Source organism: Nocardia sp. NPDC050718, assembly GCF_040654235.1.
Classification (GTDB): domain Bacteria; phylum Actinomycetota; class Actinomycetes; order Mycobacteriales; family Mycobacteriaceae; genus Nocardia.
The window spans coordinates 41,400-65,297 of sequence record NZ_JBFAHQ010000014.1 but is presented as its reverse complement, the minus strand read 5'-3'; the positions used below and the strand labels follow the sequence as shown (position 1 = coordinate 65,297).

26 protein-coding genes are annotated in these 23,898 nt (G+C 70.3%); 9 read left to right on the top strand and 17 right to left on the bottom strand.

Annotated features, from left to right (window positions below):
* Positions 1 to 386: 386 nt before the first annotated feature.
* A complete protein-coding gene (locus tag AB0H54_RS33405; RefSeq protein ID WP_357351013.1) occupies positions 387 to 875 on the top strand; it encodes a transcriptional regulator in 489 nt (162 codons plus the stop codon).
* 60 nt (positions 876 to 935) lie between these two features.
* Here AB0H54_RS33405 and AB0H54_RS33400 read toward each other — a convergent pair whose 3' ends face one another.
* Together AB0H54_RS33400 and AB0H54_RS33395 are read right to left on the bottom strand one after the other, a co-directional pair.
* On the bottom strand, positions 936 to 1,340 hold the full coding sequence (locus tag AB0H54_RS33400) for a hypothetical protein (protein WP_357351011.1): 405 nt from the start codon (positions 1,338 to 1,340) through the stop codon (positions 936 to 938).
* Between the two features lie 79 nt (positions 1,341 to 1,419).
* Entirely contained in the window at positions 1,420 to 2,916 is a 1,497-nt protein-coding gene (locus AB0H54_RS33395) for an NAD(P)/FAD-dependent oxidoreductase (RefSeq protein WP_357351009.1), read from the bottom strand.
* A 63-nt stretch (positions 2,917 to 2,979) separates the two neighbouring features.
* Between AB0H54_RS33395 and AB0H54_RS33390 the strand changes: the two genes are divergently transcribed.
* From AB0H54_RS33390 to AB0H54_RS33380, 3 genes are read left to right on the top strand one after another with little or no spacing between them, the layout of a single operon-like run.
* Positions 2,980 to 3,534: a YdcF family protein gene (locus AB0H54_RS33390; protein ID WP_357351019.1), complete on the top strand. Its 555-nt coding sequence runs from the start codon at positions 2,980 to 2,982 to the stop codon at positions 3,532 to 3,534.
* A gap of 57 nt (positions 3,535 to 3,591) precedes the next feature.
* Positions 3,592 to 5,196 (top strand): GMC family oxidoreductase, encoded by a 1,605-nt coding sequence (locus AB0H54_RS33385; RefSeq protein WP_357351007.1) that lies wholly within the window; start codon positions 3,592 to 3,594, stop codon positions 5,194 to 5,196.
* 30 nt (positions 5,197 to 5,226) lie between these two features.
* The gene (locus AB0H54_RS33380) at positions 5,227 to 5,949 is read left to right on the top strand and encodes a VIT family protein (protein WP_357351005.1); all 723 of its coding nucleotides are present in this window, start codon (positions 5,227 to 5,229) and stop codon (positions 5,947 to 5,949) included.
* Between the two features lie 6 nt (positions 5,950 to 5,955).
* Here the strand turns inward: AB0H54_RS33380 and AB0H54_RS33375 are convergent, their stop codons facing one another.
* The 11 genes from AB0H54_RS33375 to AB0H54_RS33325 form a co-directional block, all read right to left on the bottom strand.
* Positions 5,956 to 7,530 carry a Na+/H+ antiporter gene (locus AB0H54_RS33375; RefSeq protein WP_357351003.1) on the bottom strand — a complete coding sequence of 525 codons (1,575 nt, stop codon included), beginning with the start codon at positions 7,528 to 7,530 and terminating at the stop codon, positions 5,956 to 5,958.
* A gap of 53 nt (positions 7,531 to 7,583) precedes the next feature.
* On the bottom strand, positions 7,584 to 8,195 hold the full coding sequence (locus tag AB0H54_RS33370; protein ID WP_357351001.1) for a hypothetical protein: 612 nt from the start codon (positions 8,193 to 8,195) through the stop codon (positions 7,584 to 7,586).
* A 136-nt stretch (positions 8,196 to 8,331) separates the two neighbouring features.
* Entirely contained in the window at positions 8,332 to 9,291 is a 960-nt protein-coding gene (locus AB0H54_RS33365) for an MlaD family protein (RefSeq protein ID WP_357351000.1), read from the bottom strand.
* Entirely contained in the window at positions 9,288 to 10,337 is a 1,050-nt protein-coding gene (locus AB0H54_RS33360; protein ID WP_357350998.1) for an MlaD family protein, read from the bottom strand. The genes AB0H54_RS33365 and AB0H54_RS33360 overlap by 4 nt, the downstream gene beginning before the upstream one ends.
* Complete coding sequence (locus AB0H54_RS33355) at positions 10,334 to 11,422, bottom strand: MlaD family protein (protein WP_357350996.1); 1,089 nt, start codon at positions 11,420 to 11,422, stop codon at positions 10,334 to 10,336. Before AB0H54_RS33355 ends, AB0H54_RS33360 begins: the two co-directional genes overlap by 4 nt.
* Positions 11,422 to 12,429: an MlaD family protein gene (locus tag AB0H54_RS33350; RefSeq protein WP_357350994.1), complete on the bottom strand. Its 1,008-nt coding sequence runs from the start codon at positions 12,427 to 12,429 to the stop codon at positions 11,422 to 11,424. Before AB0H54_RS33350 ends, AB0H54_RS33355 begins: the two co-directional genes overlap by 1 nt.
* Positions 12,417 to 13,421 carry an MlaD family protein gene (locus AB0H54_RS33345; protein ID WP_357350992.1) on the bottom strand — a complete coding sequence of 335 codons (1,005 nt, stop codon included), beginning with the start codon at positions 13,419 to 13,421 and terminating at the stop codon, positions 12,417 to 12,419. Before AB0H54_RS33345 ends, AB0H54_RS33350 begins: the two co-directional genes overlap by 13 nt.
* Positions 13,421 to 14,452, bottom strand: coding sequence for a mammalian cell entry protein (locus tag AB0H54_RS33340; RefSeq protein WP_357350990.1), 1,032 nt, complete (start codon positions 14,450 to 14,452; stop codon positions 13,421 to 13,423). The genes AB0H54_RS33345 and AB0H54_RS33340 overlap by 1 nt, the downstream gene beginning before the upstream one ends.
* A 4-nt stretch (positions 14,453 to 14,456) precedes the next feature.
* Positions 14,457 to 15,323, bottom strand: coding sequence for an ABC transporter permease (locus tag AB0H54_RS33335; protein WP_355284124.1), 867 nt, complete (start codon positions 15,321 to 15,323; stop codon positions 14,457 to 14,459).
* Positions 15,323 to 16,168 (bottom strand): ABC transporter permease, encoded by an 846-nt coding sequence (locus tag AB0H54_RS33330; protein WP_355284127.1) that lies wholly within the window; start codon positions 16,166 to 16,168, stop codon positions 15,323 to 15,325. The genes AB0H54_RS33335 and AB0H54_RS33330 overlap by 1 nt, the downstream gene beginning before the upstream one ends.
* A gap of 198 nt (positions 16,169 to 16,366) precedes the next feature.
* Positions 16,367 to 17,458, bottom strand: coding sequence for an ionic transporter y4hA (locus AB0H54_RS33325; protein WP_357350987.1), 1,092 nt, complete (start codon positions 17,456 to 17,458; stop codon positions 16,367 to 16,369).
* A gap of 104 nt (positions 17,459 to 17,562) precedes the next feature.
* Here AB0H54_RS33325 and AB0H54_RS33320 point away from each other — a divergent pair, with 104 nt between their 5' ends.
* Positions 17,563 to 18,219 (top strand): PhoU domain-containing protein, encoded by a 657-nt coding sequence (locus AB0H54_RS33320; protein WP_355284133.1) that lies wholly within the window; start codon positions 17,563 to 17,565, stop codon positions 18,217 to 18,219.
* 5 nt (positions 18,220 to 18,224) lie between these two features.
* On the opposite strand, the gene AB0H54_RS33315 is transcribed toward AB0H54_RS33320, so the two are convergent.
* Positions 18,225 to 19,058 (bottom strand): RNA polymerase sigma factor, encoded by an 834-nt coding sequence (locus AB0H54_RS33315; protein WP_357350984.1) that lies wholly within the window; start codon positions 19,056 to 19,058, stop codon positions 18,225 to 18,227.
* A gap of 17 nt (positions 19,059 to 19,075) precedes the next feature.
* Entirely contained in the window at positions 19,076 to 19,999 is a 924-nt protein-coding gene (locus AB0H54_RS33310; protein WP_357350982.1) for a haloalkane dehalogenase, read from the bottom strand.
* 201 nt (positions 20,000 to 20,200) lie between these two features.
* Between AB0H54_RS33310 and AB0H54_RS33305 the strand changes: the two genes are divergently transcribed.
* Genes AB0H54_RS33305 through AB0H54_RS33295 form a run of 3 tightly spaced genes read left to right on the top strand, consistent with a single transcriptional unit; the run spans position 20,201 to position 21,997 of the window.
* Positions 20,201 to 20,986, top strand: coding sequence for an HNH endonuclease family protein (locus AB0H54_RS33305; RefSeq protein WP_357350980.1), 786 nt, complete (start codon positions 20,201 to 20,203; stop codon positions 20,984 to 20,986).
* A 35-nt stretch (positions 20,987 to 21,021) separates the two neighbouring features.
* Entirely contained in the window at positions 21,022 to 21,246 is a 225-nt protein-coding gene (locus AB0H54_RS33300) for a hypothetical protein (RefSeq protein WP_355284144.1), read from the top strand.
* A gap of 25 nt (positions 21,247 to 21,271) precedes the next feature.
* Positions 21,272 to 21,997, top strand: coding sequence for a phosphatase PAP2 family protein (locus tag AB0H54_RS33295; protein WP_357350978.1), 726 nt, complete (start codon positions 21,272 to 21,274; stop codon positions 21,995 to 21,997).
* Between the two features lie 10 nt (positions 21,998 to 22,007).
* On the opposite strand, the gene AB0H54_RS33290 is transcribed toward AB0H54_RS33295, so the two are convergent.
* Complete coding sequence (locus tag AB0H54_RS33290) at positions 22,008 to 22,433, bottom strand: hypothetical protein (RefSeq protein WP_357350976.1); 426 nt, start codon at positions 22,431 to 22,433, stop codon at positions 22,008 to 22,010.
* A gap of 133 nt (positions 22,434 to 22,566) precedes the next feature.
* Here AB0H54_RS33290 and AB0H54_RS33285 point away from each other — a divergent pair, with 133 nt between their 5' ends.
* The gene (locus tag AB0H54_RS33285) at positions 22,567 to 23,373 is read left to right on the top strand and encodes a helix-turn-helix transcriptional regulator (protein ID WP_357350974.1); all 807 of its coding nucleotides are present in this window, start codon (positions 22,567 to 22,569) and stop codon (positions 23,371 to 23,373) included.
* A gap of 25 nt (positions 23,374 to 23,398) precedes the next feature.
* On the opposite strand, the gene AB0H54_RS33280 is transcribed toward AB0H54_RS33285, so the two are convergent.
* Entirely contained in the window at positions 23,399 to 23,869 is a 471-nt protein-coding gene (locus AB0H54_RS33280) for a DUF2231 domain-containing protein (protein WP_357350972.1), read from the bottom strand.
* Positions 23,870 to 23,898 lie beyond the last annotated feature (29 nt).

Here is a 23,898-nt window from a genome sequence, read left to right as displayed (position 1 = left end):
CCTCGTTTCCCTGTGCGATCCGCTAGCCTCGAGAGGCTCGGCGGTTCGGCACCGGGTCGGTGTCCGTGTCGCTCTGACTCGAATTAAGTTACGCAGCCACGAACGCGAAGTCAAATCGCCTGGTAGACGCGGTGTTTCCCGAGGTTTTCGCACTCGGTCGCGACCGAGTACGCACGAGACCCGACGGCCGGGCCGACGTCGGCGGCAACCCGCCGGTCGCGGCGATCCATTGGCAACTGATCGTTCGTCCAGCTCTGGACGATCTTCGAAACTTCCCCTCACCTGCCGACATGACATGACACACGTAGACACCCCACCCCCTCCGATATACAGTTTGCCGACGTTCAGCAATTTTCCAGTTAACGTCAGGGTGGAAGGAGGCCGAGGTGACGGAGGAACTCGACTCGGTCGAACGTCGCGCCTGGAGCGCGGTGGTCACCCTCGCGATGCGAGTGCCGAGCGCGCTCGACTCGCGGCTGCAACGCGAGTTCGGCGTGACCCATTTCGAGTACCGGGTCATGGCCCTGCTGCGAGAGGCGCCGGACCACCGGATGCAGCTGAGCCTGCTCGCGGCCCGGGGGCACGGGTCCATGTCCCGGCTCTCCCACGTGGTGTCCAAGCTGGAGCGGGTGGGCTGGGCCAAGCGGGCGGCGGCGGAATCGGGACGCGGCGTGGACGCGGTGCTCACCGAGACCGGGCTGGCCAAGGTGGCCGAGGCGACACCGGAGTACCTGGTCGCGGTGCGCAGGCTGGTCCTCGACGGACTGGACGAACCGCAGAAGGCCGAGCTGGCCTCGCTGGGGGAACGGATCTCCGACCATCTGCTCGACACCCTCGGCGAGCCCGACGCCGGCGAACCGACCCTCACCCGCTGACCTCGAACAACACGACGCCGCCCCGGTCGATGACCGGGGCGGCGTTGTCGGTGGCGGGGATCAGGCGTTGTCGGGGCGCCAGGTGGCCACCGCCCAGATCACCACGACGCTGATGATGATGACCAGGATCGACCACCACGGGTAGTACGGCAGCCACAGGAAGTTCGCGATGATCGCGAGTGCGGCGATCACCATGGCCGCCACCCGTCCCCAGGTCTGACCGGCCAGCAGGCCGATCGCGACGATCACGGCGATCGCGCCCAGGACGATGTGCCACCAACCCCAGGCTGTCAGGTCGAACTGGTAGAGGTACTCGGGCCCGACGACGATCAGATCGTCGTTGGCGACAGCCGAGATACCTTCGAGGATCTGCAGGACACCGACCACGGCCAACAGAATGCCTGCGCCGATGGATGTTCCTGCCGCGATTCCCTCACGTACCGGGTGCTGATTCTGATCTGTCATCGCTCGGCCTTCCCGTCGGGTCAACGGATGTGCCACCACGGCACACGCCAACGGTAGAAACCCGACGGGGCCGCGCGCCTCACCCGTTGTGGGTGAACTCGCCTACCCGGCGGACCGGGCGCAATGTCTTGCCGAGATCGGCGCGGAGGGTGAACAGCGTGTCCAGCAGGTAGTTCTGCCGGACCCGCCACGGACGGCGGTCGCCCTGCCGGGGGAACAGGGCGATCGAGCGCTGGATGTAGCCGGAGTTCAGGTCGAGCAGCGGGCGTTCGCTGAGCTTGCCCGTCGGCTCAGGGACGACGGCGGGCACCCCGGTCCGGTCCAGGTGGGCGAGGACCTTGCAGACCAGGCGCGAGGTGAGATCGGCGCGCAGCGTCCACGAGGCGTTGGTGTAGCCGACGCAGATCGCGAAATTGGGCAGGCCGGTCAGCATCGCGCCCTGCCAGACGAACTGGTCCGACAGCGGGACCGGGGTGCCGTCCACCGAGGGCGCGATCCCGCCGAAGGCGAGCAGCCGCAGGCCGGTGGCAGTGACGATGATGTCGGCGGGCAGGACCTTGCCCGACGCGAGCCGGATGCCCTCGGGGACGAAGCGGTCGATCCGATCGGTGACGACGGTCGCCTTGCCCTTCTTCATCGCCTTGAAGAAGTCGGCGTCGGGGGCGGCGCAGAGGCGCTGGTCCCAGGGGTCGTAGTCGGGGGTGAAGTGCTCGGCGACCAGCTTGTCGTCTTTGAGGATGCGGGTGGTGAGGCCGGTGAGCAGCTTGCGCGCGGCGGCGGGCCGGCGGCGGCAGTACTGGTAGAAACCGATGTTGAACAGGATGTTCTTGGTCCGGATCAGCCGATGCGCGAGGTCGGCGGGCAGCGCGTCGCGGATCTTGTCGGCCTGCTTGTCGCGGCCGGGCACCGCGCTGATCCAGGTGGGGGTGCGCTGGAGCATGGTGACGTGCTCGGCCTCGTCGGCCAGCGAGGGCACCAGGGTGACCGCGGTCGCGCCGCTGCCGATGACGACGATCCGCTTGTCCCGTACGTCCAGATCGGTGGGCCAGAACTGCGGGTGCACGATGGTGCCGTCGAAGTCGGCGCGACCGGCGAACTCGGGGGCGTGCGGCTGCAGATAGTCGTAGTAGCCGGCGCAGGCGTAGAGGAAACCGCAGGTCAGGGTGCTCAGCTCGGGGCCGTCGGGGCCCTCGTGGGCGATGGTGAGCTGCCAGCGCGCCTGCGCCGACGACCAGTCGGCGCCGATCACCCGGGAACCGAAGCGGATGCGCCCGTCGATGCCGTTCTCCCGCGCCGTCTCGCGGATGTAGTCCAGGATCGCGGCGCCGTCGGCGATGGAGCGGGCCGCGCGCCAGGGCTTGAACGGATAGCCCAGGGTGAACATGTCCGAGTCCGAGCGGATGCCCGGGTACCGGAAAAGATCCCAGGTACCGCCGAGATCGGCGCGGGCCTCGAGGATGGCGTAGCTGCGGTGCGGGTGTTCGGTCTGCAGCCGGTACGCGGCCCCGATGCCGGACAATCCGGCGCCGACGATGACGACGTCGAGGTGTTCGGGGGCAACGGCGGAGTCGGTCATGGGGTCCAGTGTGCACCCTTCGCTATCCTCGATGCAGTGTCGATCTTTCGACGTGCGGGATGGTTGCTCGTCGGCGCACTGGTCATCGTGCTGGGTACGGCAATCGCCGGATGGCCCGTCTTCGTCAACCCGCAGCTGGACCCGCTGCGTCGCGCCGATGTGATCGTGGTGCTCGGCGGCACCCCCTACGAACGCTTCGACCTCGGCATCGAGCTCGCCGAACGGGGCTACGCGCCCGAGGTGCTGATCTCGCAGTCCACCGGGGCCGACGACCCGATGATGGACAAGTACTGCGGCGGCCGATTCGCCTTCCGGGTCTCGTGTTTCCTGCCCGATCCGTGGACCACCGACGGCGAGGCACGCGAAATCGTGCGGCGGGCAAAGATTTACGGCTGGCGCCACATCATCGTGGTGACGTTCACGCCGCACATCTCCCGCGCCCGCTACATCGTCGGCCGGTGTTTCGACGGCGAGATCACCATGGTCGCCAGTCCCACCGACACCGGGCTGGAATTCTGGGCCTGGATGTATGTGCGCCAATCCGCCGGGTACGTGCGGGCTTTCGTGAACCAGCATTGTGAGACCTCCGGAAATTCCGCGTCCCGGCTTCTAGAGTGACACCAAAGCGCGGCCGGGTGCCGGGCCGCGCGGGTGGCACGGGCGAGAGGACCGCCGATGCTGGTGGAGGATCTGCGCACCGTCGGCGACGACGCGCTGCGCACCCAGATCTGCGTCATCGGCTCTGGCCCGGCCGGGCTGACGGTCGCCACCGAATTGGCCGCGGCGGGATTACAGGTGCTGGTCCTGGAGAGCGGTGACCACGAAACCGGTCCCACCGAAACAGAATTCGCCGCCATCGACAGCATCGGCGCGCCGCGCCTGCCACCCGACCGGATCGCGGGGAGCCGGGTTCTCGGCGGCAGTTCGCGGGTCTGGGCCGGGCGCTGCGGCCTGCTCGACGACCTCGACTTCGCCACCCGGCCATGGGTCCGCCGCTCGGGCTGGCCGATCGAGGCGACCGCGCTGCGCCCCTACGCCGACCGCGCCGCCGCACACGCCGGACTCGGGCACGGCGGCGGGTTCACCGACGCCGAGTTCTGGCCGCTCGCCGGCCGTCCGGCGCCCGCCGCCGGGCTCGACACCGCGTCCCTGCGCCCGTACTTCTGGCAGTTCAGCCGGGACCCGGCGAACCGGTTCGACAGCAAACGCTGGGGTCCCGCGGTGCGCGAGGTCCTCGCGCCGACCGCGCGGGTGCTGGTGAACGCGACCGTCACCCATCTCGACACCGATGCCACCGGGGCGCACGTGAATTCGGTCGAGGTGACCGGCGCGGGCGGACGCGTGCGCACCGTCGAGGCGCGGCTGTTCGTGCTCGCGGCGGGCGGAATCGATACGCCGCGACTGCTGCTGGCCTCGCGGCGCACTGTCGCGGGCGGCATCGGGAACCGGTACGACCAGGTGGGGCGCTATCTGATCGATCATCGCAGCGGCGTGGTCGGCACGCTGTCCCCCGCCGTCGCGGGCGCGGCGCTGGCCCGGTTCGGCAAGTACGTGGTGCGGGGACCGCGCGGCAAGCACACCTATCTGCACGGGCTCGCCCTGTCGCCCGAGGTCCAGCGCGGGGAGGCGCTGCTCAACTGCGCGCTGTGGTTGCAGGAGGTCACCGCGCCCGATGATCCGTGGGACGCGGTGAAGCGGGTGCTCGGCGGGCGGGGCCGCTGGCAGGACGGGCGGATCATGGTGTCGGACACCAGGCTGCTGCTGGCCGGCGCGCGGCGCAGGCTGATCGATGGGGTCGGGCTGCCGCGCCGGCTGACCGGGGTCGAGGTGTGGGCGATGGTGGAGCAGGCACCCGATCCGGAGAGCCGGGTGCGGTTGTCGCAGCGCACCGACCCCGCGGGAATGCCGCTGCCCCAGGTGGATTGGCGCATCGACGCGCGCGAGGACGCGACCGTGCGACGGGCGACGGCACTGCTGGTGGCCGAGTTCGCGCGGCTCGGGCTGCCCGCGCCGGAGATCGTGCCCGCGGCCAGGGCGGGCGGTACCGAGCCGCTGGCGCTGGCCGACCGGGCGCATCCGAGCGGCACCACCAGGATGTCGGCCGATCCCCGGCACGGGGTGGTCGACCGGCACTGCCGGGTACACGGCGTGGACAACCTCTACATCGCGGGCAGTTCGGTCTTCCCGACGAACGGGCACGTCAACCCGACGCTGACGGTGCTCGCGCTGGCCGTGCGCCTGGCCGACACCCTCCGCGAGGTCCTGCGCGCCCAGCGCTGATCCGGCCGCGCCCCGGATTAGGCTGACCGGGTGCAGGACTCTTCTTCGACCATCCATCCGCACGAACCGCACGCGGAGGGACTCGCGTCGCGGTTGAACTGGCTGCGCGCCGGGGTGCTCGGCGCGAACGACGGCATCGTGTCCACCGCGGGTCTCGTCGTCGGCGTCGCCGCGACGACGAACAACACCCACACGATCCTCACCGCGGGCGTGGCCGGCCTGGTCGCGGGCGCGATCTCGATGGCCGCGGGCGAGTACGTGTCGGTCAGCACCCAGCGGGACTCGGAGAAGGCGCTGCTGGCCAAGGAGCGCCGGGAACTGGCCGAGGATCCCGCGGCGGAACTGGCCGAGCTGACCGGGATCTACGAGGCCAAGGGGCTCAGCCCGGCGACCGCCCGCACGGTGGCCGAGGAACTCACCGCCCACGACGCGTTCACCGCGCACGCCGAAGCCGAACTCCGGCTCGATCCCACCGAGCTCACCAATCCGTGGGCCGCGGCGGGTTCGTCGGCGGTCGCGTTCACCTGCGGCGCGCTGCTGCCGCTGATCGCGATCGCGATCCCGCCCGCGCAGTGGCGGGTCCCGGTGACCTTCGCGGCGGTGCTGCTCGCCCTTGCCCTCACCGGATCGGTGAGCGCGCGGCTGGGCGGCAGCCGCCGGGGCAGGGCGGTGCTGCGGGTGGTGCTCGGCGGCGCGCTGGCCATGGCGATCACTTACGCGATCGGCATGCTCACCGACACCCTCGGCGGTTGACGCCGGTCAGCGGGTCGGCCCGAGATCGAGCCTGCGGGTGACCCGGTCGACGACGTCGGGCGGCATGCCGGGTTCGCGGCGGGCGGCCTGGGCCTCGCGCCTGCCGGCCTCGAGGACGGCCGAGCGGACGGCCCGCAGCTGCGAGGCGAGTTTGCGTTCCTGGTCGAGGGCGGCCTTGGCGTCGGCGTCGGCCGCCTCCGGGTCGGCCTTGGCCGAGAGATGGCGCAGGGTGTCCTTGATGTCCTCGTAGACATCGTCGGGCAGGCCGTCGCGGGCGGCGATCATCTTCAGCTCGGCGAGTTCGGCCCGCACCACCCTGGTCCACAGCTGCTGTTCGACCGCGCGTTCCTGGCGGGTGTCGGCGTGCACGCCGGTGATTCGCACGACCAGCGGCAAGGTGATGCCCTGCACGAGCAGGGTGAACAGGACGACGGCGAAGGCGACGAACAGGATCTCCGAGCGGGCCGGGAAATCCGCGCCGGAATCGATGGTGAACGGCACGGCCAGCGCCAGCGCGACCGTGGCCACCCCGCGCATCCCCGCCCACCAGGTGACGATCACCTCGCGCCAGGTGAACGGCTCGTCGGTGTAGCGCCAGAGCCGGGTGCTCACCGCCCAGGTGACCAGCAACCAGGCCAGCCGCAGCAGCACGACGACCGCGATCACCGCGACGGTGACCCCGGCCAGCGACGGCCAGCCGTGCCCGGTGGTGTCGATGACCACGCGCAGTTCCAGGCCGATCAGCGCGAACGCGAATCCGGTGATCAGCATTTCGGCGATGTCCCAGAACGCGTCGGCGACCAGGCGGTAGTCGCGGTCGCCGATCTCGGTCACCGCGTCGGTGAGGTACAGCGCGCACACCAGCACCGCGAGGACCGCGGAGCCCTCCCAGTGCTCGGCGACGCCGTAGGCGACGAACGGCAGCAGCAGGCTCAGCGCCACCTGGGCGGTCGCGTTGTCGAGGTACTTGGTGAGCTTGCTGCCCACCCAGCCGAGCACCAGGCCGACGACGAGACCGACCACCGCGGCCAGCACGAAGTCGCCGAGGGCGTGCCACGGCGAGAACAGGCCGGTCACCACGGCCTGGATGCCGACGGTGTAGATGACGATCGCGGTGACGTCGTTGAACAGGCCCTCCCCGCCCAGGGTGACGATCAGCCGGCGGGGCAGGCCGAGTCTGCCCGCCATCGAGGTGGCGGCGACCGGGTCGGGCGGGGCGACCAGCGCGCCGAGCACCACGCCCGCCGCGACGGCGGTCGCCGGGTTCCAGGCGTGGAAGACCGCGGCCACCGCGACGGCGGTGACGATCACCAGCCCGACCGCGCGCAACGCGATGATCTGCCAGTTCTCCGCGAACTGCCGCCATGAGGTGCGCCGGGCGGCGGCGTAGAGCAGCGGCGGGAGGACCAGCGGCAGGATCAGTTCGGGTGGGATGTTCAGACTCGGGACGGCGGGGATCAGCGCGAGCAGACAGCCGAACACGGTCATCAGGATGGACGGCGCGATCCCCAGCCTGCCGCCGAGCGATTCGGCGAGCACCGTCACGAGCAGGATCACCAGAGTGAGTACCAACTGGTCCATAGCGGATCAGTCTCACCGACGGTGGCGACGGGCGGCGGCCGACCCGCCGCCCGTCACGGCAGCACGGCCGCGGCGGGCGGAACGAAGATCGGCGGCAGCGGGAACGGCAACTGGATGACCGGCGGCGGTGGGGGCGGCGGCGGTGGCGCCGGTTCGGGCACCGGGATCGGCTCGGGTTCGGGCGGGGGCGGCGGCGCGTAGACGGGCGGTTCGTACACCGGCGGCGGCTCGAACGCGGGCGGCGGCGCCTGGACCGGCGCCGGTTCGGGCGGCGGCGGCTCCGCGGGCGGCGGGGGCGGCGGCGCGGGGGCGGCGGGGACCGCGGCGTCGGGGGTGGTCACCGTGCACTGCCACTGACCGTCGGTCTCGACCCGCCAGTGGGCGACGATGCCGCCCGCCGAGCAGTTGCCGCCGACCCGGCGGGCGGGCCACGGTGGCGCGAAGGCGACTTCCTGGCCCGCTACCTCGGCGTCGACCGGCAGGCCGTTGGCATCCGAGCCCATCGGATTGACGGTCGACGGATCGTTCTCGTCGCCCTGATTCGCCCGCAGCACCAGCCCGAGCGCCACCACCAGCGCCAGCAACGCGGCCAGCACCGCCGCGATCGCGATCACCCGGGTACTGCCTCCGGTCCCCTGGTCGGGATCCTCGCCGCCGTCTGCCATGGATCGCACCGCCTTCGCCCAGTGGACTCGGACTGCCTCGTCCAGCAGGCTACCGCACGGTTGCTCGAACCGGGCTCGGCTCGAGCCGACAACCACTGGCCAGGGACGATACCTATATTCAGTGGTTGCCGGATGTTTACCTGATCGCGACCCTGACCTTCACCGCATCGGCGTCGGTGTTGTGCAACGCCTGGGCGATGAGCGTGCTGAGGTCGATCTGCGGGCCCGTCGCGGTGATCGACTCGGTGAGCGGACGCAGACCGGGCAGCAGCGCCGAGAGCTCGGGGCCGAGCTCGTTCAGCTTGGCGGTGAGCTGCTCGAGGAACGGCACCAGGCCGCCGTCGCGCAGATACATCTCCGGGTCGCCGCCCGCCGCGCTGACCCGCCCGACCGACTCGACGAACTCGTCGATGACCTGGCTCAGCCGTACGAAGGCGGGCGCCGCGGCCGAGGTGGCCGGTCCGGCCCAGCCGATGTCGCCGGAGACGTACTCGAAGTTGTTCTGCAGTTCGGCGATCGCGGGCGCCCGGCTCATGATGGCCGCGGCGAGCAGGTCGCCCGCCCTGGCCAGCTCCGGGATGACGTTCTCCGTGCCGGTCATCGCCTGCCCGAGCGTGTCGACGAGCGATCCGACGACCGCCGGGTCGAGCTGCTCGACGGTCTTGGTGACCAGCCGCGCGACCTCGGGGATCGACATCGGCGTGCGCACGTTCTCCCCGGACAGCCGCTGGCCGTCGGTCAGATACGGCCCGTCGGCGCTGCGCGGCACGAACTGCACGTACGGCTCGCCCAGCGAGGACAGGTGCTCGATGGTGACGATGCTGCTCATCGGCACCTTGTTCGCGGCGCCGAACTCGAAGCCGACCCGCACGCCACCGGTGGCCGAGGTATCGACCGCGGTGACCTTGCCGATCTCGATGCCGGTCAGCAGGATCGGCGAGCCGACGCTGAGACCACCGGAGTTCGCCAGCTCGATCGAGGCCTCGGTGTAGTCGGCGAACGGGTCGACCCGCACCACCCCGAAGGTCAGGTAGCTCGCACCGAGCACGGTGATGGCGGCGATGCCGCCCAGCGAGGCGAGGGCACCGATCTTCATCGCACCATTCCGATCATCCGCAGCGCGGTCACGATCTGGTCCACCTGCTCCTGTTCGGCGACCCGCACGCCGGTGACGTTCACCTTCGGGCCGCGCTCGGCGAAGGGAATCACTTTGTCCCGCAACAGCGCGGTCAGCAGGGCCATGTTCGTCGACGAGCGCAGATCGGCGGAGCCGCCGGTGGCCAGCGGCAGGAACGCCGTCGCCGCCGCGTCGCCCGCGTTCGCGATCGGTTCCAGCCAGGTCAGCGAGGAGCCGACCGGGCCGAGTGCCAGGAAGATCGCCATGGTCTTGGCGATCGAGTCCTGGGTGCCCGAGAGTGCCCGCACGGCTTCGGGACTCAGGATGTGGGTGAGCTCGGCATCGATGCCGACCATGACCTCGGCATTGGCGGCCAGGCCGTTGACCAGCAGGTCGACCTGGTCCAGATGGGCGGCCAGATCGGCGGCGTCGGCGCCCATCACCGCCGAGATCCGCGCGGTCTCCTTCGGATCGGCGGGCATCACCGAGTTCACCCGGCCGATCATCTCCTGGAGCTGACCGATCGCGCCGCCCTGCACGAACAGCGCCATGGTGGCCATCGTGTCTTCCAGCTGCACCGGCGGTTTCGTGCGTTCGATCGGAATGGTGCCGCCGTCGCGCAGCAGCGTGCCGAAGCCGTCCTTCGGGGTGGTCAGCGCGACGTGGATGTCGCCGAGGATGGTGTCCTGGCGCAGTTCGGCGATGGTGGTGGTCGGCAGCCGCACGGAGTCGAGGATGTCGGCCTCGACGACGACGTACCCGCCGCGACCGGCGGGCGCGTCGGCGGGCTGGATCACCCGGACGGTGTCGACGGTGCCGATCTCGGCGCCGTTGGCGATCACCTTCGACTTGGCGGGCAGGTTCAGCGCGCTGCTGAACTCGATCTGCACGCGATAGGTCGGACCCGCGACGGTGGAGCCGGGCACCGGCACCTCGGCCGGGTCGAAACCACAGCCACCGGCCGCGAGACCGGCCGCGACCACCAGCGCGATCATGGCGCGCCGCAATGTCTTACGCGAGTTCATCGGGCACCTGCCATTCCCAGCACGACCTGCACGAGGTTCACATCGGTCAGGCCCTGCGCCGGATCGGCGCACTGCCCGGGGAGCAGCGCGTTCACCGCGGCGCACACCTGGTCGGCCTCGCCACCGGGCAGCGCCACCTTCGGCGCGGCGTAGGTGATCGCGGTACCGCTCGCGGCGCTCTGGAAGGCCGAGGTCAGCGCGGGCATCTTCAGCACCACCTCGCGCAGCGATCCGACGTTGGCGCGCAACAACTTCACCAGCGGGACGGCGCCGTCGAGGGCGCCGATCAGCGGGTCACCGAGGATGGTGGTGACGTCGTTGAGCATCGGCAGCAGCTCGCGCAGGCCGTCGAACAGCGTGGTCGCGGGGCCGAGCAGGTCGTCGGAGGCCTGGTTGAGCAGCGGCGCCAGCCGGACCAGCATCGATTGCAGGTCACCCCAGTTGGCGGCGACCCGGTTCGAGACGGAGGCGAACGCGTCGAACAGACCGGCCAGGTGGCCGATGTCGGCGTCGGGCTTGTTCATCGCCGAGCCGAGCTTGTGCACCAGTTCGTTGACCGTCGGGCCGACGCCCTCGGTCGCGCGGTCCAGTGAGGACAGCCCGTCCACGAGCGCGCTCGGCTGCCCGGCCTCGACGCCGGAGAGCTCCTCGGACAGGCTCGCCAGCGCGGTCAGCGTCTCGGTGATGGACTTGGGCGTCAGCGTCTTGGTGATGCAGCCACCGGTGAACTTCGTGGTGTCCTTGCCGCTGGACAGCACGGCCAGATTGCGGTCGGCGGCAACGGAATACGCGACGGTGGTCGCGGAAGCGTCGGCGTAGACCGGATGGTCGGCGTCGACCTCGAACTCGACGCGCACCTTGGCGCCCTCGTTGCGCACCGCGGTCACCTCGCCGACGTCGATGCCGCGCATCGTGACGTGGTTGCCCGGGTAGAGCCCGATCGCGTCGGGCATGAGCGCGCAATAGGATTCGGTCTTCTTCAGCGGATCGAAGGTGACGAAGTAACCGGCGATCACCAGCACCGCCAGCACGCCGACCCCGGCGATCGACATGAACGCCTGGGATCCGAGCAGTCGTTTCAGCATCAGCACGCCTTCCCCGGCAGCGGCACGCAGACGCGCGCGCCGGACTGGTCGACCACGACGCCCGCGTCCGGGGTCACCAGCTGCGCCAGCTTGGTCTGCAGGTCGTGCACGGTCCCCAGGACCGGCTCGAACCCGCCTTCGAGCTGCTGCAGGCGCGGCAGCGCGTCGGCCAGCGCCTTGGCCTGCGGTTTCAGCGTGGAATCCCAGCTGGGCGCGAGCCCGGCGAGCCGATTCACCACCGAGACCAACAGCCGGACCGCCTCGGCCAGTTCGGCCTTCTTGCTCAGCAGCACATCCTCGAGCAGGTTCACGTTGTCCATCAGCCTGCCCAGGTCGGACTTGGCGCCGTCGTACATGGAGATGTACTCGTCGAGGATCGCGATCGACTTCGACACCTGCGAGCGCTGCCGGTCGAGCATGTCGACGTACTTGCCGACGGTGTCGAGGGTCGAGCGCAGCGCCTCCGGGGAGGCCGCGATCGCGGTGTTCGCGGCGGCCAGGTTCTTGCGCACGGTGTCACCGTCGACGGCGGCCAGCGGCGTGGTGGCGTCCTGGAACGTCTCGATCAGGCTGTAGGGCAGGCGGATTCGATCGGCGGGAATCGGCTGCTCACCCAGCGGTCGCGAACCGGCCGGGTAGAGCGCGACGTAGTGACCGCCGACGACGGTCAGCATGCGTACGTCGAGGGAGGTCTGATCGCCGACGAAGACGTCGGAGTCGACGGTGAACTCCATCAGTACCTTGTCCGGCCGCAGCTCGAGCGAGACCACGCTGCCGACCGAGATGCCGGCCAGGCGCACGTCGTCGCCCTCGCGCACGGACTGCGCCTCGCTCAGCTCGGCGGTGTAGGTGTGCTTGCCCAGCGGCACCACGTAGATCACCGCGGCGCCGATCATGAACAGCACCACCAGGCTCAGGCCGATGATGCCCATCCGCAGTTCGCGGGCGCGCTTGCCCGCCTCGTCCAGGATCGGCCGATCACCGGAGAAGAACTTCAGGCGTTGCATACCGTCACCTTCTGTCCGGCGATCAGCACCTGCAGCGGCGCGGGCACCTGGGCGGCGCCCTTGCTGCAGTGCGGCGTGAAGTCGGCGAAATCGCGGGACAGCGACGCGTCGACCGTGGCGAGCAGCCCGGGCAGCCGCCCGAAGACCGCGACCGCCTCCTGCGGGTCGGGGAACAGGCCGCGGATCATCGCGTCGACCTCGGCGCTGCCGCCCTCGACCAGGCCGAGCGAGGCCAGCAGCCGGTCGACCGGGGCGAGCACCGACGGCGCGGTGGCCGCGAACTGCGCGACACCGCCGATATTGCGCTGCATCGCCTCGAAGATGTCGGTGAGCCGGGCCAGCAGCGGCAGCAGGTAGCCGACGCGGCCGCCGTGCCGGTCGCCCAGCGTCGACAGGTTGCGGATCAGGGTGTCGATGACCTGCTGGCGATCCTCGGCGTAGCTCGCGAGCTGGTCGATCGCGGTCAGCGCGGGCCCGAGGCCGCTGCCGTCACCCTCGATGACGGCGAGCATGCTGGCGGTGAACTGGTTGATCGCCTCCGGCGACAGCGTCGCCAGCACCGGCTTCAGGCCGCTGAACAGGCTGGTCACGTCGAACGACGGGACGGTCATGTGCGCGCCGATCCGGGCGTCGGCGGCGATCCGCTTGCCCGGGTTGGGGGCCTGCTGCAGGTCGATGTAGCGCTGGCCGGTCAGGTTCTGGTAGCGGATGGCCAGCTTGCTGTTGTCGTAGATCGGGGTGTCGGTCTTGACCGTCAGTCCGACCTTGGCCTTGTCGCCCTCGAGGCTGATCTTCTCGATCTTGCCGACCTGCACGCCGAACATCCGCACGTCGTTGCCGACCTTGAGGCCGTTGGCGTCGGTGAACAGCGCGTCGTGAGCCTCGGTGTCACCGGAGACCGGGCGCTTGATGAGGGTGAAGACGAGTCCGAGCACGGCCAGCATGACCAGCGAGAACACGCCGAGTCGCAGTGCGACACCGCGAATCTTCATCACGCACCGGCCTTTCCGAACAGCGGCACCGCGATGGCGGGCACGCCGCTGAGCTCGACGTCGAGGTTGAGCACCGGGCCGTTCGGGCCGTCGGGCATGGCGCCGCGCAGGTTGGTCAGCAGGGCCTGCAGGTCGGCGCCGGTCTGCCGCGCGTTCGGCGACATCTGGGCCAGCGCGAACAGCATCGGCGCGAGCATGTCGGTGGTCTCGGCGAAGTGGCCGCCCGCGGTGGTCAGCGTGGTGGTCAGGGCGGGCAGGATGCTGCCGCCGATCACGCCGACGCCGATGTCGTAGCGGTCCTTGTCGACCTGGGTCACCTTGATGTCGCTGAGCCTGTCGATCACCTGCATGGTGGCGCCGGCGAACTGGCCACCGCCGTCGAAGGCGGGGCCGAGCTTGCCGAACAGCTCCGAAGGCGACACGTCCTGGTTGTCGGCGATGGTCTTCGCCATCGTGATCAGCGCCTGGACCAGCGGGGTGAAGGCCTTGAAGTCGGCGGCCAGCTGGGAGATGACCGTGGCCATCTGCGGGCTGGTCACCGTCATGCCGACCTGCGAGAGGCTGCGCAGGATCGCGCTCATCGTCGCGTCGTAGACCCGGCCGGAGTTGGCCCCGGTCAGGTCGAGCACCGTGCCCGCGCGCAGCGGCGCGCCGCCGGTGCCGCGGCGCAGTTCCAGCTCGGCGATGCCGAACAGGTTGGTCGGGGCGTAGTCGACGGCGAGACTGTCGTCGATGCCGTGCAGGCGGTCGGCGTCGAGCAGCAGCGAGATCTGCTGGGTGCCGCGCTCGCCGGGGGTCACCTCGGCGACCTCGCCGATGGTGACGCCGTCGATGCGGACCTGGCTGCCCGCGCCGATGCCGTCACCGAGGTGTTCGGTGTGCAGCGCGATCCGCAGGCCGTCTTCGGTCTTCAGCGTGCGGTAGCAGACCGTGGCGAGCACGACCGCGGCGATGAGGCCGAGGATGATCGCGCCGGTCAGCCGCGCGGTGCGCCGATCGGCGGCGACGCCGGGCATTCCGTAGTTAGGCACTAGCTCACCCCGTAAAACTGATCGCCGAGTTGAAGCCCCAGAGCACGATCGACAGCACCATGTCGATGGCGACGATGGCCACCGAGCTGGCGCGCACCGCGCGACCGGAGGCGATGCCGACGCCCTCGGGGCCGCCGGTGGCGAAGAACCCGAAGTAGCTGTGCACCAGGATCACCACCGTGCCGAACACGGCCACCTTGATGACGGCGGCGATCATGTCGAACCCGGAGATGAACTGGAAGAAGTAGTGGTCGTAGACGCCGGCCGACTGGCCGTAGACCATCGTGAGCAGGCCGCGGCAGGCGCCGTAGGACAGGATCAGCGCGATCAGGAAGGTCGGCACGATGGCGATCGCGCCCGCGATGACGCGGGTGGTCACCACGAACGGCACCGAGCGCAGGCCCAGCGCCTCGATCGCGTCGATCTCCTCGGAGATGCGCATCGAGCCGATCTCGGCGGTGATCCGGCAGCCCGCCTGGGCGGCGAAGCCGATGGCCGCCGCGATCGGGGCCAGCTCGCGGGTGGTGGCGTAGGCCGAGATCACGCCGGTCACCGGGCCCATGCCGAGCATGTCGAGCGAGGCGAAGGATTCGACGCCGACCGAGGCACCCATCACCAGGCCGAGCACGATCATCATCGGGACGGTGCCGCCGCCGACGATGATCGACCCGCGACCCCAGGTCATGTCGGTGACCGCGCGCAGCGTCTCGTCCCGGTAGCGGCGCAGCGTCAGCGGCACCGAGGACAGCACCTGCCAGACGAACACCGCGACGAAGCCGAGCGATTCGCCCGCCGAGCCGATCCGCTTGCCGAGCCGGGCCGGCTTGCGCAGCCAGTGCAGGGAGGTGGGGATATAGGAGGAGGCAGCCATCACGCCAACTTCGTCGGCAGGAACATGGCGCTGATCTGGGTGGCCAGCAGGTTCACGATCGCGATCGAGACCACCGAGAGCACCACGGCCGCGTTCACCGCGTCGGCGACACCGCGCGGACCGCCCTTGGCCTCGAGCCCGCGCTGGCAGGAGATGACGACGACCAGGAAGCCGAAGATCAGCGCCTTGAGCAGCGACACCCACACGTCACCGGCGGTGGCGAAGGAACCGAAGGTCGACCAGTAGCTGCCCGGGGTCACGCCCTGGCCGCCGACGGCGACCGCGTACCCGGCGAGCACGCCGACGAAGATGATCAGCACGTTGAGCATCGGCGCGACGATGAGCATCGCCATCATGCGCGGGATGACGAGCCGGTGCACCGGGCTGATGCCCATGGTGTTGAGCGCGTCGATCTCCTCGCGGATGGTGCGCGCGCCGAGATCGGCGGCGATCGCGGCCGCGCCCGCGCCGCCGAGCAGGAAGCCGGTGGCGATGGGCGCGCCCTGCTTGATGACGCCGAGACCGCCGGTCGCGCCGAGCATGGAGTCGGCGCCCAGGCTGTGGATCAGGTTGCCGACCTGGATCGAGACGATCACGCCGAACGGAATGGCCATCAGGATCGCGGGGATCGCGGTGACCGTGATCAGCCGCCAGGCCTGGACGAGGGTCTCGCGCCACTGGAAATGTCCGCGGGCGATATCGGCGACGGTGCCGGTGACCGACTCCTGCGCGAGGTCGACCGCGCGCCCGAAGGTCCGCAACGACGACACGACCGTGTCGGTGAAGTTCTTGCGGACGATCTGGGTGGCGGAATCCGGCTTCGCGGAATGCAGATCGGTGGACATCAGCGATGCCCCCGGCCCGCTCGCGAAGCGCGGAGCATGGTGATTTTCATACCGCACTCTCTGGCTTCGGCGTCGGTGCCAACTCCAGCAAGCTAGCCGGTACTCTGCGTCACAACAAAATTTCGGGGTGGTGACCCTCGTCGCTTTTTCGCGGTTTCAATGACAGATCACCACCCCCTGTGATCCGCAACACCTCAGCTACGGACTTGCGGCCAGGAACACAAAAGCGGCGAACAACGCCAGGTGAACGCCACTGTGCAGGAGGGTCGCGCGGCCGGGAACGATGGTCAGCGTGCTCACCACGACGGTCAGCGCGAGCAGCACCATCTGGGTGGCGCCGAGGCCGAGCACCAGCGGCCCGCTCAGCCAGATCGTCGCCAGGGCGATCACCGGAATGGTGAGGCCGATGCTGGCCATGGCCGAGCCCAGCGCCAGGTTCAGGCCGATCTGCACCTGGTTGCGGCGCGCGGAGTTGACCGCGGCCAGCGTCTCCGGCAGCAGCACCAGCATCGCGATCACCACGCCGACCGCCGACTGCGGCAGCCCGGCCGAGGCCACGCCCGCCTCCAGCGCGGGCGAGACCACCTTGGCCAGGCCGACCACGCAGACCAGCGCGAGCACCAGCATGCCCAGACTGATCAGCGCCGCCCGATTGGACGGCGAGTGGTCGTGGATATCGGCGTCGTCGACCGCGCCGCCGTCCTCCACCGGGAGGAAGTCGTCGGGGTGGCGCACCGTCTGCACCATCACGAACAGCAGATACAGCGCCAGCGAGGCGACGGCGGCGAAGGCCAGCTGCGCGGGCGAGAACTCCGGGCCCGGCTTGCTGGTGGTGAAGGTCGGCAGCACCAGGCTCAGCGTCGCCAGGGTGGCGACGGTGGCCAGCGCGGCACCGGTGCCCTCGGAGTTGAACACCGCGACCCGCCTGCGCAGCGCGCCGACGAGCAGGACCAGGCCGAAGATGCCGTTACAGGTGATCATCACCGCGGCGAAGACGGTATCGCGGGCCAGCGAGGCCGCCTTGTCGCCACCGGAGATCATCATCGTCACGATCAGCGCCACCTCGATCACGGTGACGGCCACGGCCAGCACGAGCGAGCCGAACGGTTCGCCGACCCGATGCGCGACCACCTCCGCGTGATAGACCGCGGCCAGTACCGCGCCGACCAGCGCGGCGCTGACCACCGCCACCACGAGTCCAGGCACGTCGCGCCCCCAGGTGACGGCGAGTACGAGCGCGGCGAGTATCGGGACTAAGAGGGTCCATCTGGTCGTCAACGCGGCAATCATGGCCTCCATCGTTCCAGCCGCGCCGGAGTGCGCCGGGATACGCGGCCGCGAAAGATCCGCCGATGGATTCCCCGGGACCGCCTCGATGGGGAACAATTCAGCCCGTGCGGACCCAGTTCACCCTCGAGCTCGTTGCCCTGTCCAACGATCTCACCCTGATGTCGCGCTTGGCCCATGATGCGACCGAGCGAGTCACCGAGGCGCTGGCAGGCGCCGACCTGACCGCCGCCTACGAGGTTTTCGCGCTCGACGAGCAGCTCCAGCAGATGTTCGCCGCCTGCGAGAGCCGCACCATGGCCCTGCTCGCGTTGCAGGCGCCGGTCGCCCGCGACCTACGACACGTGGTGACCGCGATCCAGATCGCCGGGGAACTCTCGCGGATCGGCAGGCGCACCGAGACCGCGGGGCAGTACGTGTACCGCGCGCATCCGCGCGCCGTCGCGCCGGAGCCGGTCGTCGCCGAGCTGGTGGCGATGGGCATGCTCGCCGCGGAAAGCGTTGCGCGAGTGAGCGCGTCGGTCGCGACCGGCCGTTTCACCGAGGACGACGGCACCGCGGCCGCCACCATGGAGACACGCTGCGGGCAGCTGCGCACGGTGCTGACCACGGCGGAGATCGGCGTCGGCACCGGCCCGGCGATCGATCTGGCGTTGCTGGGCAGCCAGTTCCAGCGCTGCGTCGACCACGCCGCCCGCATCGCCCGCCTGATCCGCTTCCTGGACACCGGGATTCCGCCGGAGACCGGCACCCTGCCCGACTGATCCGCTCAGTCGAGCAGCGGAAACCGTCCCGAGCCGAGCAATCCGGTGATGGCCGCGATCTTCTCCCGCGGCGCCGCGTAATCCGGGTGCGCGGTCAGCACCGCTGCCGCGTCCCGCAGGTCACGCAGCTGCGCCGCCGCCTCCGCGACCGTCCGACCACCCGGCCGCACCGCGTGTTTCGTGTAGACCGGGCGCGCGGGATCGATCCGCCCGAGCTCTCCCGCGCGGGTCACCCGCCGCGCGCACCGGCACGGCGCCGCCGGATTCGCCAGCCCGCACGCGCCGCGCAGGAAGGCGCCGAGCCGCTGTTTGGCCCGCTCCCAGCGCTTCTGGTACGCGGCCGGGGTGATGTCGAGCACCCAGGCCGCCTCGGCCACCGAGAGGCCGAACACCTCACCGAGGACGAAGGCGATCCGCTCGTCCCGGCTCAGGCATTGCAGGACCGCCTGGGTACAGCTGAGCCGGACCTCCTCGGCGAGCAGGGTGGCTTCGGGACCGCGATAGTCCTCGGTGGCCAGTCCGTCGAGCAGACTCGCGCCGAACTCGTCGAGGCCCACTTGCTCGCGCTCGACCGCCGAACGCCGGTGCTGGGAGATCAGATAGTTCGCCCCGACCCGATAGGCCCAGGTGCGCAGGGCGGCCTCGCCGCGCCAGGTCGACAACCGCGTGACCACCCGGATCAGGATCTCCTGCACCGCGTCCTCGGCGTCGGCGGGCCGGCCGGTCATCCGCAGCGCCAGGCGGTACAGGGGATCCTGCAGGTGCGCGATCACCTCGCCCAGCGCCGCCCGGTCGCCCGCGACGGCGCGGGCGACCAGTGCGGCCTCGTCGGTCTCCATGCCGACATTGTCGCCGGTCACGCCAGTAGCCCGTGCCGGTCCAGCCAGCCCGCAACGGATTTCGCGATGGCCACCGGCTGATCCTCCGGCGCGTGGTGCGAGCCCTGCCCCACCGATTCCACCTCGAGGTCGGCGAAGGTGGCCGTCGCCCAGGCGATCACCTCGGCACCGCCGAGGCCGACGGCGGGTTCGACCGTCATCAGCAGCTTGGGCACGCCCGCGCTCGCCGCCATCCACGCGCCGTAGGCGTCGACCCTGGCCGCGACGTCGGCCGGCTCGCCGTCGAGCGGGAACTCCCTGGCCCAGGCCAGCATCGGCGCCCGCGAGGCCGGAGTGGGATAGGGGGCGCGGTAGGCGTCGAGGTCGGCCTCGGTGAGCGCGGGGACCAGGGTCGGCAGGTTGTATTCGATGAACTTGTTCTCCGCGAGCACCGCCTGTTCGCCCGCGGGCGACCGGAACAGCCGGAACATCTCGGCCGAGCGGGCGGGCAGGTCCGACCAGCGCAGCGGGCGCAGGAAGGTCTCGATCACCGCGATCCCGGCGACCCGGCCGGGATGCCGGGCGGCGAAGTCCATGGCCAGGGTGCCGCCCCAGTCGTGGCCGACCAGGATCGGATCGGTCAGGTCGAGCGCGTCGAACCAGGCGTCGAGGTAGCGGGCGTGATCGTCGAGGCGGTAGGCGATCTCGGGTTTGCCGGAGGCGCCCATCCCGATCAGGTCGGGGGCCAGGCAGCGGGCCTGCTCGCGGACCACCGGCAGCACGTCGCGCCACAGGTAGGAGCTGGTGGGGTTGCCGTGCAGGAAGACGACGGGTCGGGTGTCGGCACCCGCGTCGCTGTAGGAGATGAACGAGTCGATGACGTCGACGGTCGGCATGGCCGGTTCCTTTCGCTGAATGATCCTTCCCCCGGTTGGACGCGCGGAACCGGCCGCCGCCGACACGGATTCATCGTGACGTGCGTCACTCCGGGTTTACGGCACTCCACCGCAGGTCACCACCCTCGATAGGCGAACGCTATTGAGCCGCAATTCCTTTGCGGTGCCGTGTGCCGAACGTCATAGCCGACAATCGGATACGACACCCGGCGCGGCCGTTAGGTTGTGCCGGTTCATTTTCGACGAAGGCATGTGGGTGGTACGGGCATGAAATGGTCATCGATCAGCAGCTCTCCGCTGGGCAAGGCGCTGCTGGCGCTGGCCGCGGCGGTGATCGTCGGCGTCGTGCTCACCGTGGCCAACTCGATGCTGGACAAGGTGAGTCCCACCGCGCCGGGGCCGGGTCCGGCGAGCGCGGCGACGGTGTCGGGCAAGGAGATCGGCGATCTGGTCGGCAAACTCGTTGTCGCCAAGGAAGGCCCGATGACGGGCTACACCAGGGAGAAGTTCCCGCACTGGGACACCAACAAGCCCGAACACGGCTTCGGCGGCGACCTGGCGCAGTACACCAAGTGCACCAGCCGCGACGTGATGATGCTGCGCGACGCGACCGGCAAGGTCACCCTCGACCCGAAGACCTGCGAGCTGACGATCCCCGCGGGCGCCGGCTGGCAGGACCACTACGGTTTCGTGGACAAGAAGACCGGCGAGCTCGGGCCGTACAAGTTCATCACCGACCCGGCCAAGGTCGACGCCGAGCACATCGTGGCGCTGGCCGAGGCGTGGCGGTCCGGCGCCGCCGACCGCGACGAGGACACCCGCCGTCGCATCGCCAACGACTCGATGAACCTGGTCGCCGCCGATCCCTCGGCCAACCGGTCCAAGGGTGATCAGGACCCGGCGAACTACCTGCCGCCCGGCAATTTCCGGTGCGCCTATATCGAGCATTACGTCAAGGTCAAGATAAAGTACGCCCTGACCGTTGATACCGCCGAGCACACCGCGTTGCGCACCGCAGTCGACGACTGCCTCCGCCGAGGAGAGTTCAAATAAGCGAGACGATCGAGATCACCGCCGAGAGCGCCGTCATGACCGAAGAGGAAGGGACGGTGTCCGGCGAGCTCGACGTCATGCTCGACGACGCGGGCAAGGGCCTCGTCCGCTACCGCGGTACCGATACCTGGTACACCATCGGCAACATCGACTGCGAACCCCCACGCGTGTGGGACACCGTCGCCGACCTGGTGAAGGCGATCAAGAAGGTCGCGGGCACCCGCGACGTGACGGGGAACACGGTCGTCTTCGAAGCATGAGGCCGGAGCTGGCAATCTGGTAGCTATGCCGATCGCCTCCCGCCGACCCCCGCCCGACGACCTCGCCTGGTCGGTCCTCGGCCGACGGCCACCGCTGGCCGCGGCCCTGCTCGCGACCGCCGCCGTGCTGCTGGCCGTGCTCACCTGGCAGGTCAACAACGACGCGGGGATCATCCGGATCGATCCACGCGTGCTGGAGTGGATGATCGCGCACCGCGGCGAACCGCTGACCTCGATCGCCCGGGTGATCACCGATCTGGGCGACACCCAGTCGATGACCATCCTGGCGGCCGTCACGGTCACCTGGTTCGCCTGGCGGCGCGAGTGGGCGAACGCCGCGCTGGTCGCCGTGACCTCGGTGGGCGCCGGGGTGCTGGTGGTGGTGATCAAACAGCTGGTCGGCAGGCACCGGCCGCCGGAGGTCACCCGCCTGGTCGCCGAACCGAGCCTGTCCTATCCGTCCGGGCACACGCTCGGCACGACGGTCGTGGTCGGCATCGTCGCGATCACCGTGATACCGACGGTGCGCAGGCGCTGGGTCCGCTGGGTGGCGACGGTGGTCGCGGTGCTGTTCCCGATCGCGGTCGGGCTGTCGCGGATCTATCTGGGCGTGCACTGGTGCACCGATGTGCTGGCCGGTTGGCTGTTCGGCCTGGCCTGGCTGGTCGTGTGCGTCACCGTGTTCTGCCTGCTGCACCGCTCCCCCACCGATCAGCCCACCGTCACCACCGCCGTGCCCGAACGCAGGTAGCAAGGGGCTCTCATCGCGACCCCTCGATGAACTGGTGGTCGGTGACCACGCGGCCGTCGCTGTCGAGGGCGAGCAGGTCGAAGCCGCCGCCCTGCGGTGTGCCGTCGTCGCGGCGGTTCATCGTCCAGGCGACGCCGACCGTGCCCGCCGGGAGTTCGACGGCGGGGCCCGCCGCCGCGAAGACGAATTCGCCGTCGGCCAGGAACATCTCGTAGGCGCGGGTGACCCGGCGGTCGAGCGCGTCGTGACCGTGCACCGCGAGCGGCGGCACCGCGATCGCGAGGTCGGCCGCGGCCGCACGGGCCTCGGCGGGCGGATCGACCAGGTACTGCGCGCCGTCGACGGCGAAGAGGTCCTCGATCAGGGTGCGGCGGGCAGTGGGGTCGGCTTCGTTCCAGAGGGCCACGTAGCGGGTGGCGATGTCGTTGTAGCTCATGGCGACAACTCTGGCGAGACCTGCGGCGCCGCGCGATTCCCCGCGGGGAATGACGGCGGCGCACGGTCGCGCACCGCGTCTCATTCCCTGCCGGGAATGGCGCAGGGCGCGCCTACGCGGTTGACTCGCACCCATGACGACCGCGCTGACCACCACCGCCTTCGGCCCGCAGTTGCGGCACTGGCGCACTCTGCGCCGGATCAGTCAGCTCGACCTGGCGATTCGCGCCGAGACGAGTCAGCGCTACCTGAGCTTCCTCGAACAGGGCCGGTCCCAGCCGGGCCGCACAATGGTGGTGCGGCTGGCCGAATCGCTGGACCTGACCCTGCGCGATCGCAACAATCTCCTGCTGGCGGCGGGTTTCGCGCCGGTGTTCCCCGAAAGCGACCTGGCCGCACCGGAATTGGCGCCGGTGCGGGAAGCGCTCACCGCCGTCCTCGACGGGCATCTGCCGTATCCGGCGCTGGTCGCCCGGCCGCGCGGGGAGCTGGTCACCGCCAATGCCGCGTTCGACCTGTTCACCGATGGCGTGGCCGATCACCTGCTGCGCGCGCCGATGAATGTGCTGCGCCTGGCCCTGCACCCGGACGGCGTCGCGCCGCGCGTGCGCAACCTGCCCGAATGGGGCAGGCACATCATCGACGCACTGCGCAGCCGGGCCGCCCACACGCCCGATCCCGCCGTCGACGCGCTGATCGCGGAACTGTCGGGCTATCTGCCCCCGGTGGCCCCTGGTCCCGACCATGTCGGCTTCGCCGTGCCCCTGCACCTGCGCACCGACGACGGCGACCTGCGCCTGATCACCACCCTCACCTCGTTCGCCACCGCGACCGACGTCACCCTCGCCGAACTCCACCTCGAGGCGTTCCTGCCCGCCGACGCGGAGTCCGCGCGCATCCTGACCCTGCGCGCGGCGCGGCGCCGACCCGCCGGTCGATAGGAATCGGCTATTTCCGGGTGCCGCGTCAGCCCGTCGCCGACACCAGCGGCCCCCAGGTGGCCCGGGCGCCCGAGTCACCGACCCGGACGACCTGCACGGTCGCGGCCACGCCGGCCGCCACCGCGAGCACGGCCACCACCGCGACCACGCCGCGCGTGAGCCGCCTGCCCGCGCGCTCGGCCAGGTGCACCCCGACGAGCAGGGCCGCGACCACCAGCATCGGGATCACGAAATACAGCAGCGTGCCGCCGAGATCGATGTGGGTCTGGATGGCGGGCGTGCGGCCGACCCGCTGCGCCAGCCAGCGCCCCGCGCTCACCGTCACCGGGGTGAGGGCCACGGTGAGCGCCGCCAGCGCCGCGGTCGGCCAGACCAGGACGCGGCGGGCCGCGGGCCAGAGCGCCGCCAGGATCAGCAGCAGCGCGGTCAGCGGGACGAGCACCACGAGCAGGTGCACCAGCAGGATGTGGGCGGGCAGTCCGTTGATCGTCGACACGAGCGTCTCCTGGCAACCAGAGTCTGTCG

Excerpts from the sequence above, each read along its gene's own strand:
- AB0H54_RS33400 (WP_357351011.1), bottom strand. The coding sequence starts at position 1,340 with ATGACAGATCAGAATCAGCACCCGGTACGTGAGGGAATCGCGGCAGGA.
- AB0H54_RS33395 (WP_357351009.1), bottom strand. The coding sequence starts at position 2,916 with ATGACCGACTCCGCCGTTGCCCCCGAACACCTCGACGTCGTCATCGTC.
- AB0H54_RS33385 (WP_357351007.1), top strand. The coding sequence starts at position 3,592 with ATGCTGGTGGAGGATCTGCGCACCGTCGGCGACGACGCGCTGCGCACC.
- AB0H54_RS33375 (WP_357351003.1), bottom strand. The coding sequence starts at position 7,530 with ATGGACCAGTTGGTACTCACTCTGGTGATCCTGCTCGTGACGGTGCTC.
- AB0H54_RS33370 (WP_357351001.1), bottom strand. The coding sequence starts at position 8,195 with ATGGCAGACGGCGGCGAGGATCCCGACCAGGGGACCGGAGGCAGTACC.
- AB0H54_RS33365 (WP_357351000.1), bottom strand. The coding sequence starts at position 9,291 with ATGAAGATCGGTGCCCTCGCCTCGCTGGGCGGCATCGCCGCCATCACC.
- AB0H54_RS33360 (WP_357350998.1), bottom strand. The coding sequence starts at position 10,337 with ATGAACTCGCGTAAGACATTGCGGCGCGCCATGATCGCGCTGGTGGTC.
- AB0H54_RS33355 (WP_357350996.1), bottom strand. The coding sequence starts at position 11,422 with ATGCTGAAACGACTGCTCGGATCCCAGGCGTTCATGTCGATCGCCGGG.
- AB0H54_RS33350 (WP_357350994.1), bottom strand. The coding sequence starts at position 12,429 with ATGCAACGCCTGAAGTTCTTCTCCGGTGATCGGCCGATCCTGGACGAG.
- AB0H54_RS33345 (WP_357350992.1), bottom strand. The coding sequence starts at position 13,421 with ATGAAGATTCGCGGTGTCGCACTGCGACTCGGCGTGTTCTCGCTGGTC.
- AB0H54_RS33335 (WP_355284124.1), bottom strand. The coding sequence starts at position 15,323 with ATGGCTGCCTCCTCCTATATCCCCACCTCCCTGCACTGGCTGCGCAAG.
- AB0H54_RS33330 (WP_355284127.1), bottom strand. The coding sequence starts at position 16,168 with ATGTCCACCGATCTGCATTCCGCGAAGCCGGATTCCGCCACCCAGATC.
- AB0H54_RS33325 (WP_357350987.1), bottom strand. The coding sequence starts at position 17,458 with ATGATTGCCGCGTTGACGACCAGATGGACCCTCTTAGTCCCGATACTC.
- AB0H54_RS33315 (WP_357350984.1), bottom strand. The coding sequence starts at position 19,058 with ATGGAGACCGACGAGGCCGCACTGGTCGCCCGCGCCGTCGCGGGCGAC.
- AB0H54_RS33305 (WP_357350980.1), top strand. The coding sequence starts at position 20,201 with ATGAAATGGTCATCGATCAGCAGCTCTCCGCTGGGCAAGGCGCTGCTG.
- AB0H54_RS33300 (WP_355284144.1), top strand. The coding sequence starts at position 21,022 with ATGACCGAAGAGGAAGGGACGGTGTCCGGCGAGCTCGACGTCATGCTC.
- AB0H54_RS33295 (WP_357350978.1), top strand. The coding sequence starts at position 21,272 with ATGCCGATCGCCTCCCGCCGACCCCCGCCCGACGACCTCGCCTGGTCG.
- AB0H54_RS33290 (WP_357350976.1), bottom strand. The coding sequence starts at position 22,433 with ATGAGCTACAACGACATCGCCACCCGCTACGTGGCCCTCTGGAACGAA.
- AB0H54_RS33285 (WP_357350974.1), top strand. The coding sequence starts at position 22,567 with ATGACGACCGCGCTGACCACCACCGCCTTCGGCCCGCAGTTGCGGCAC.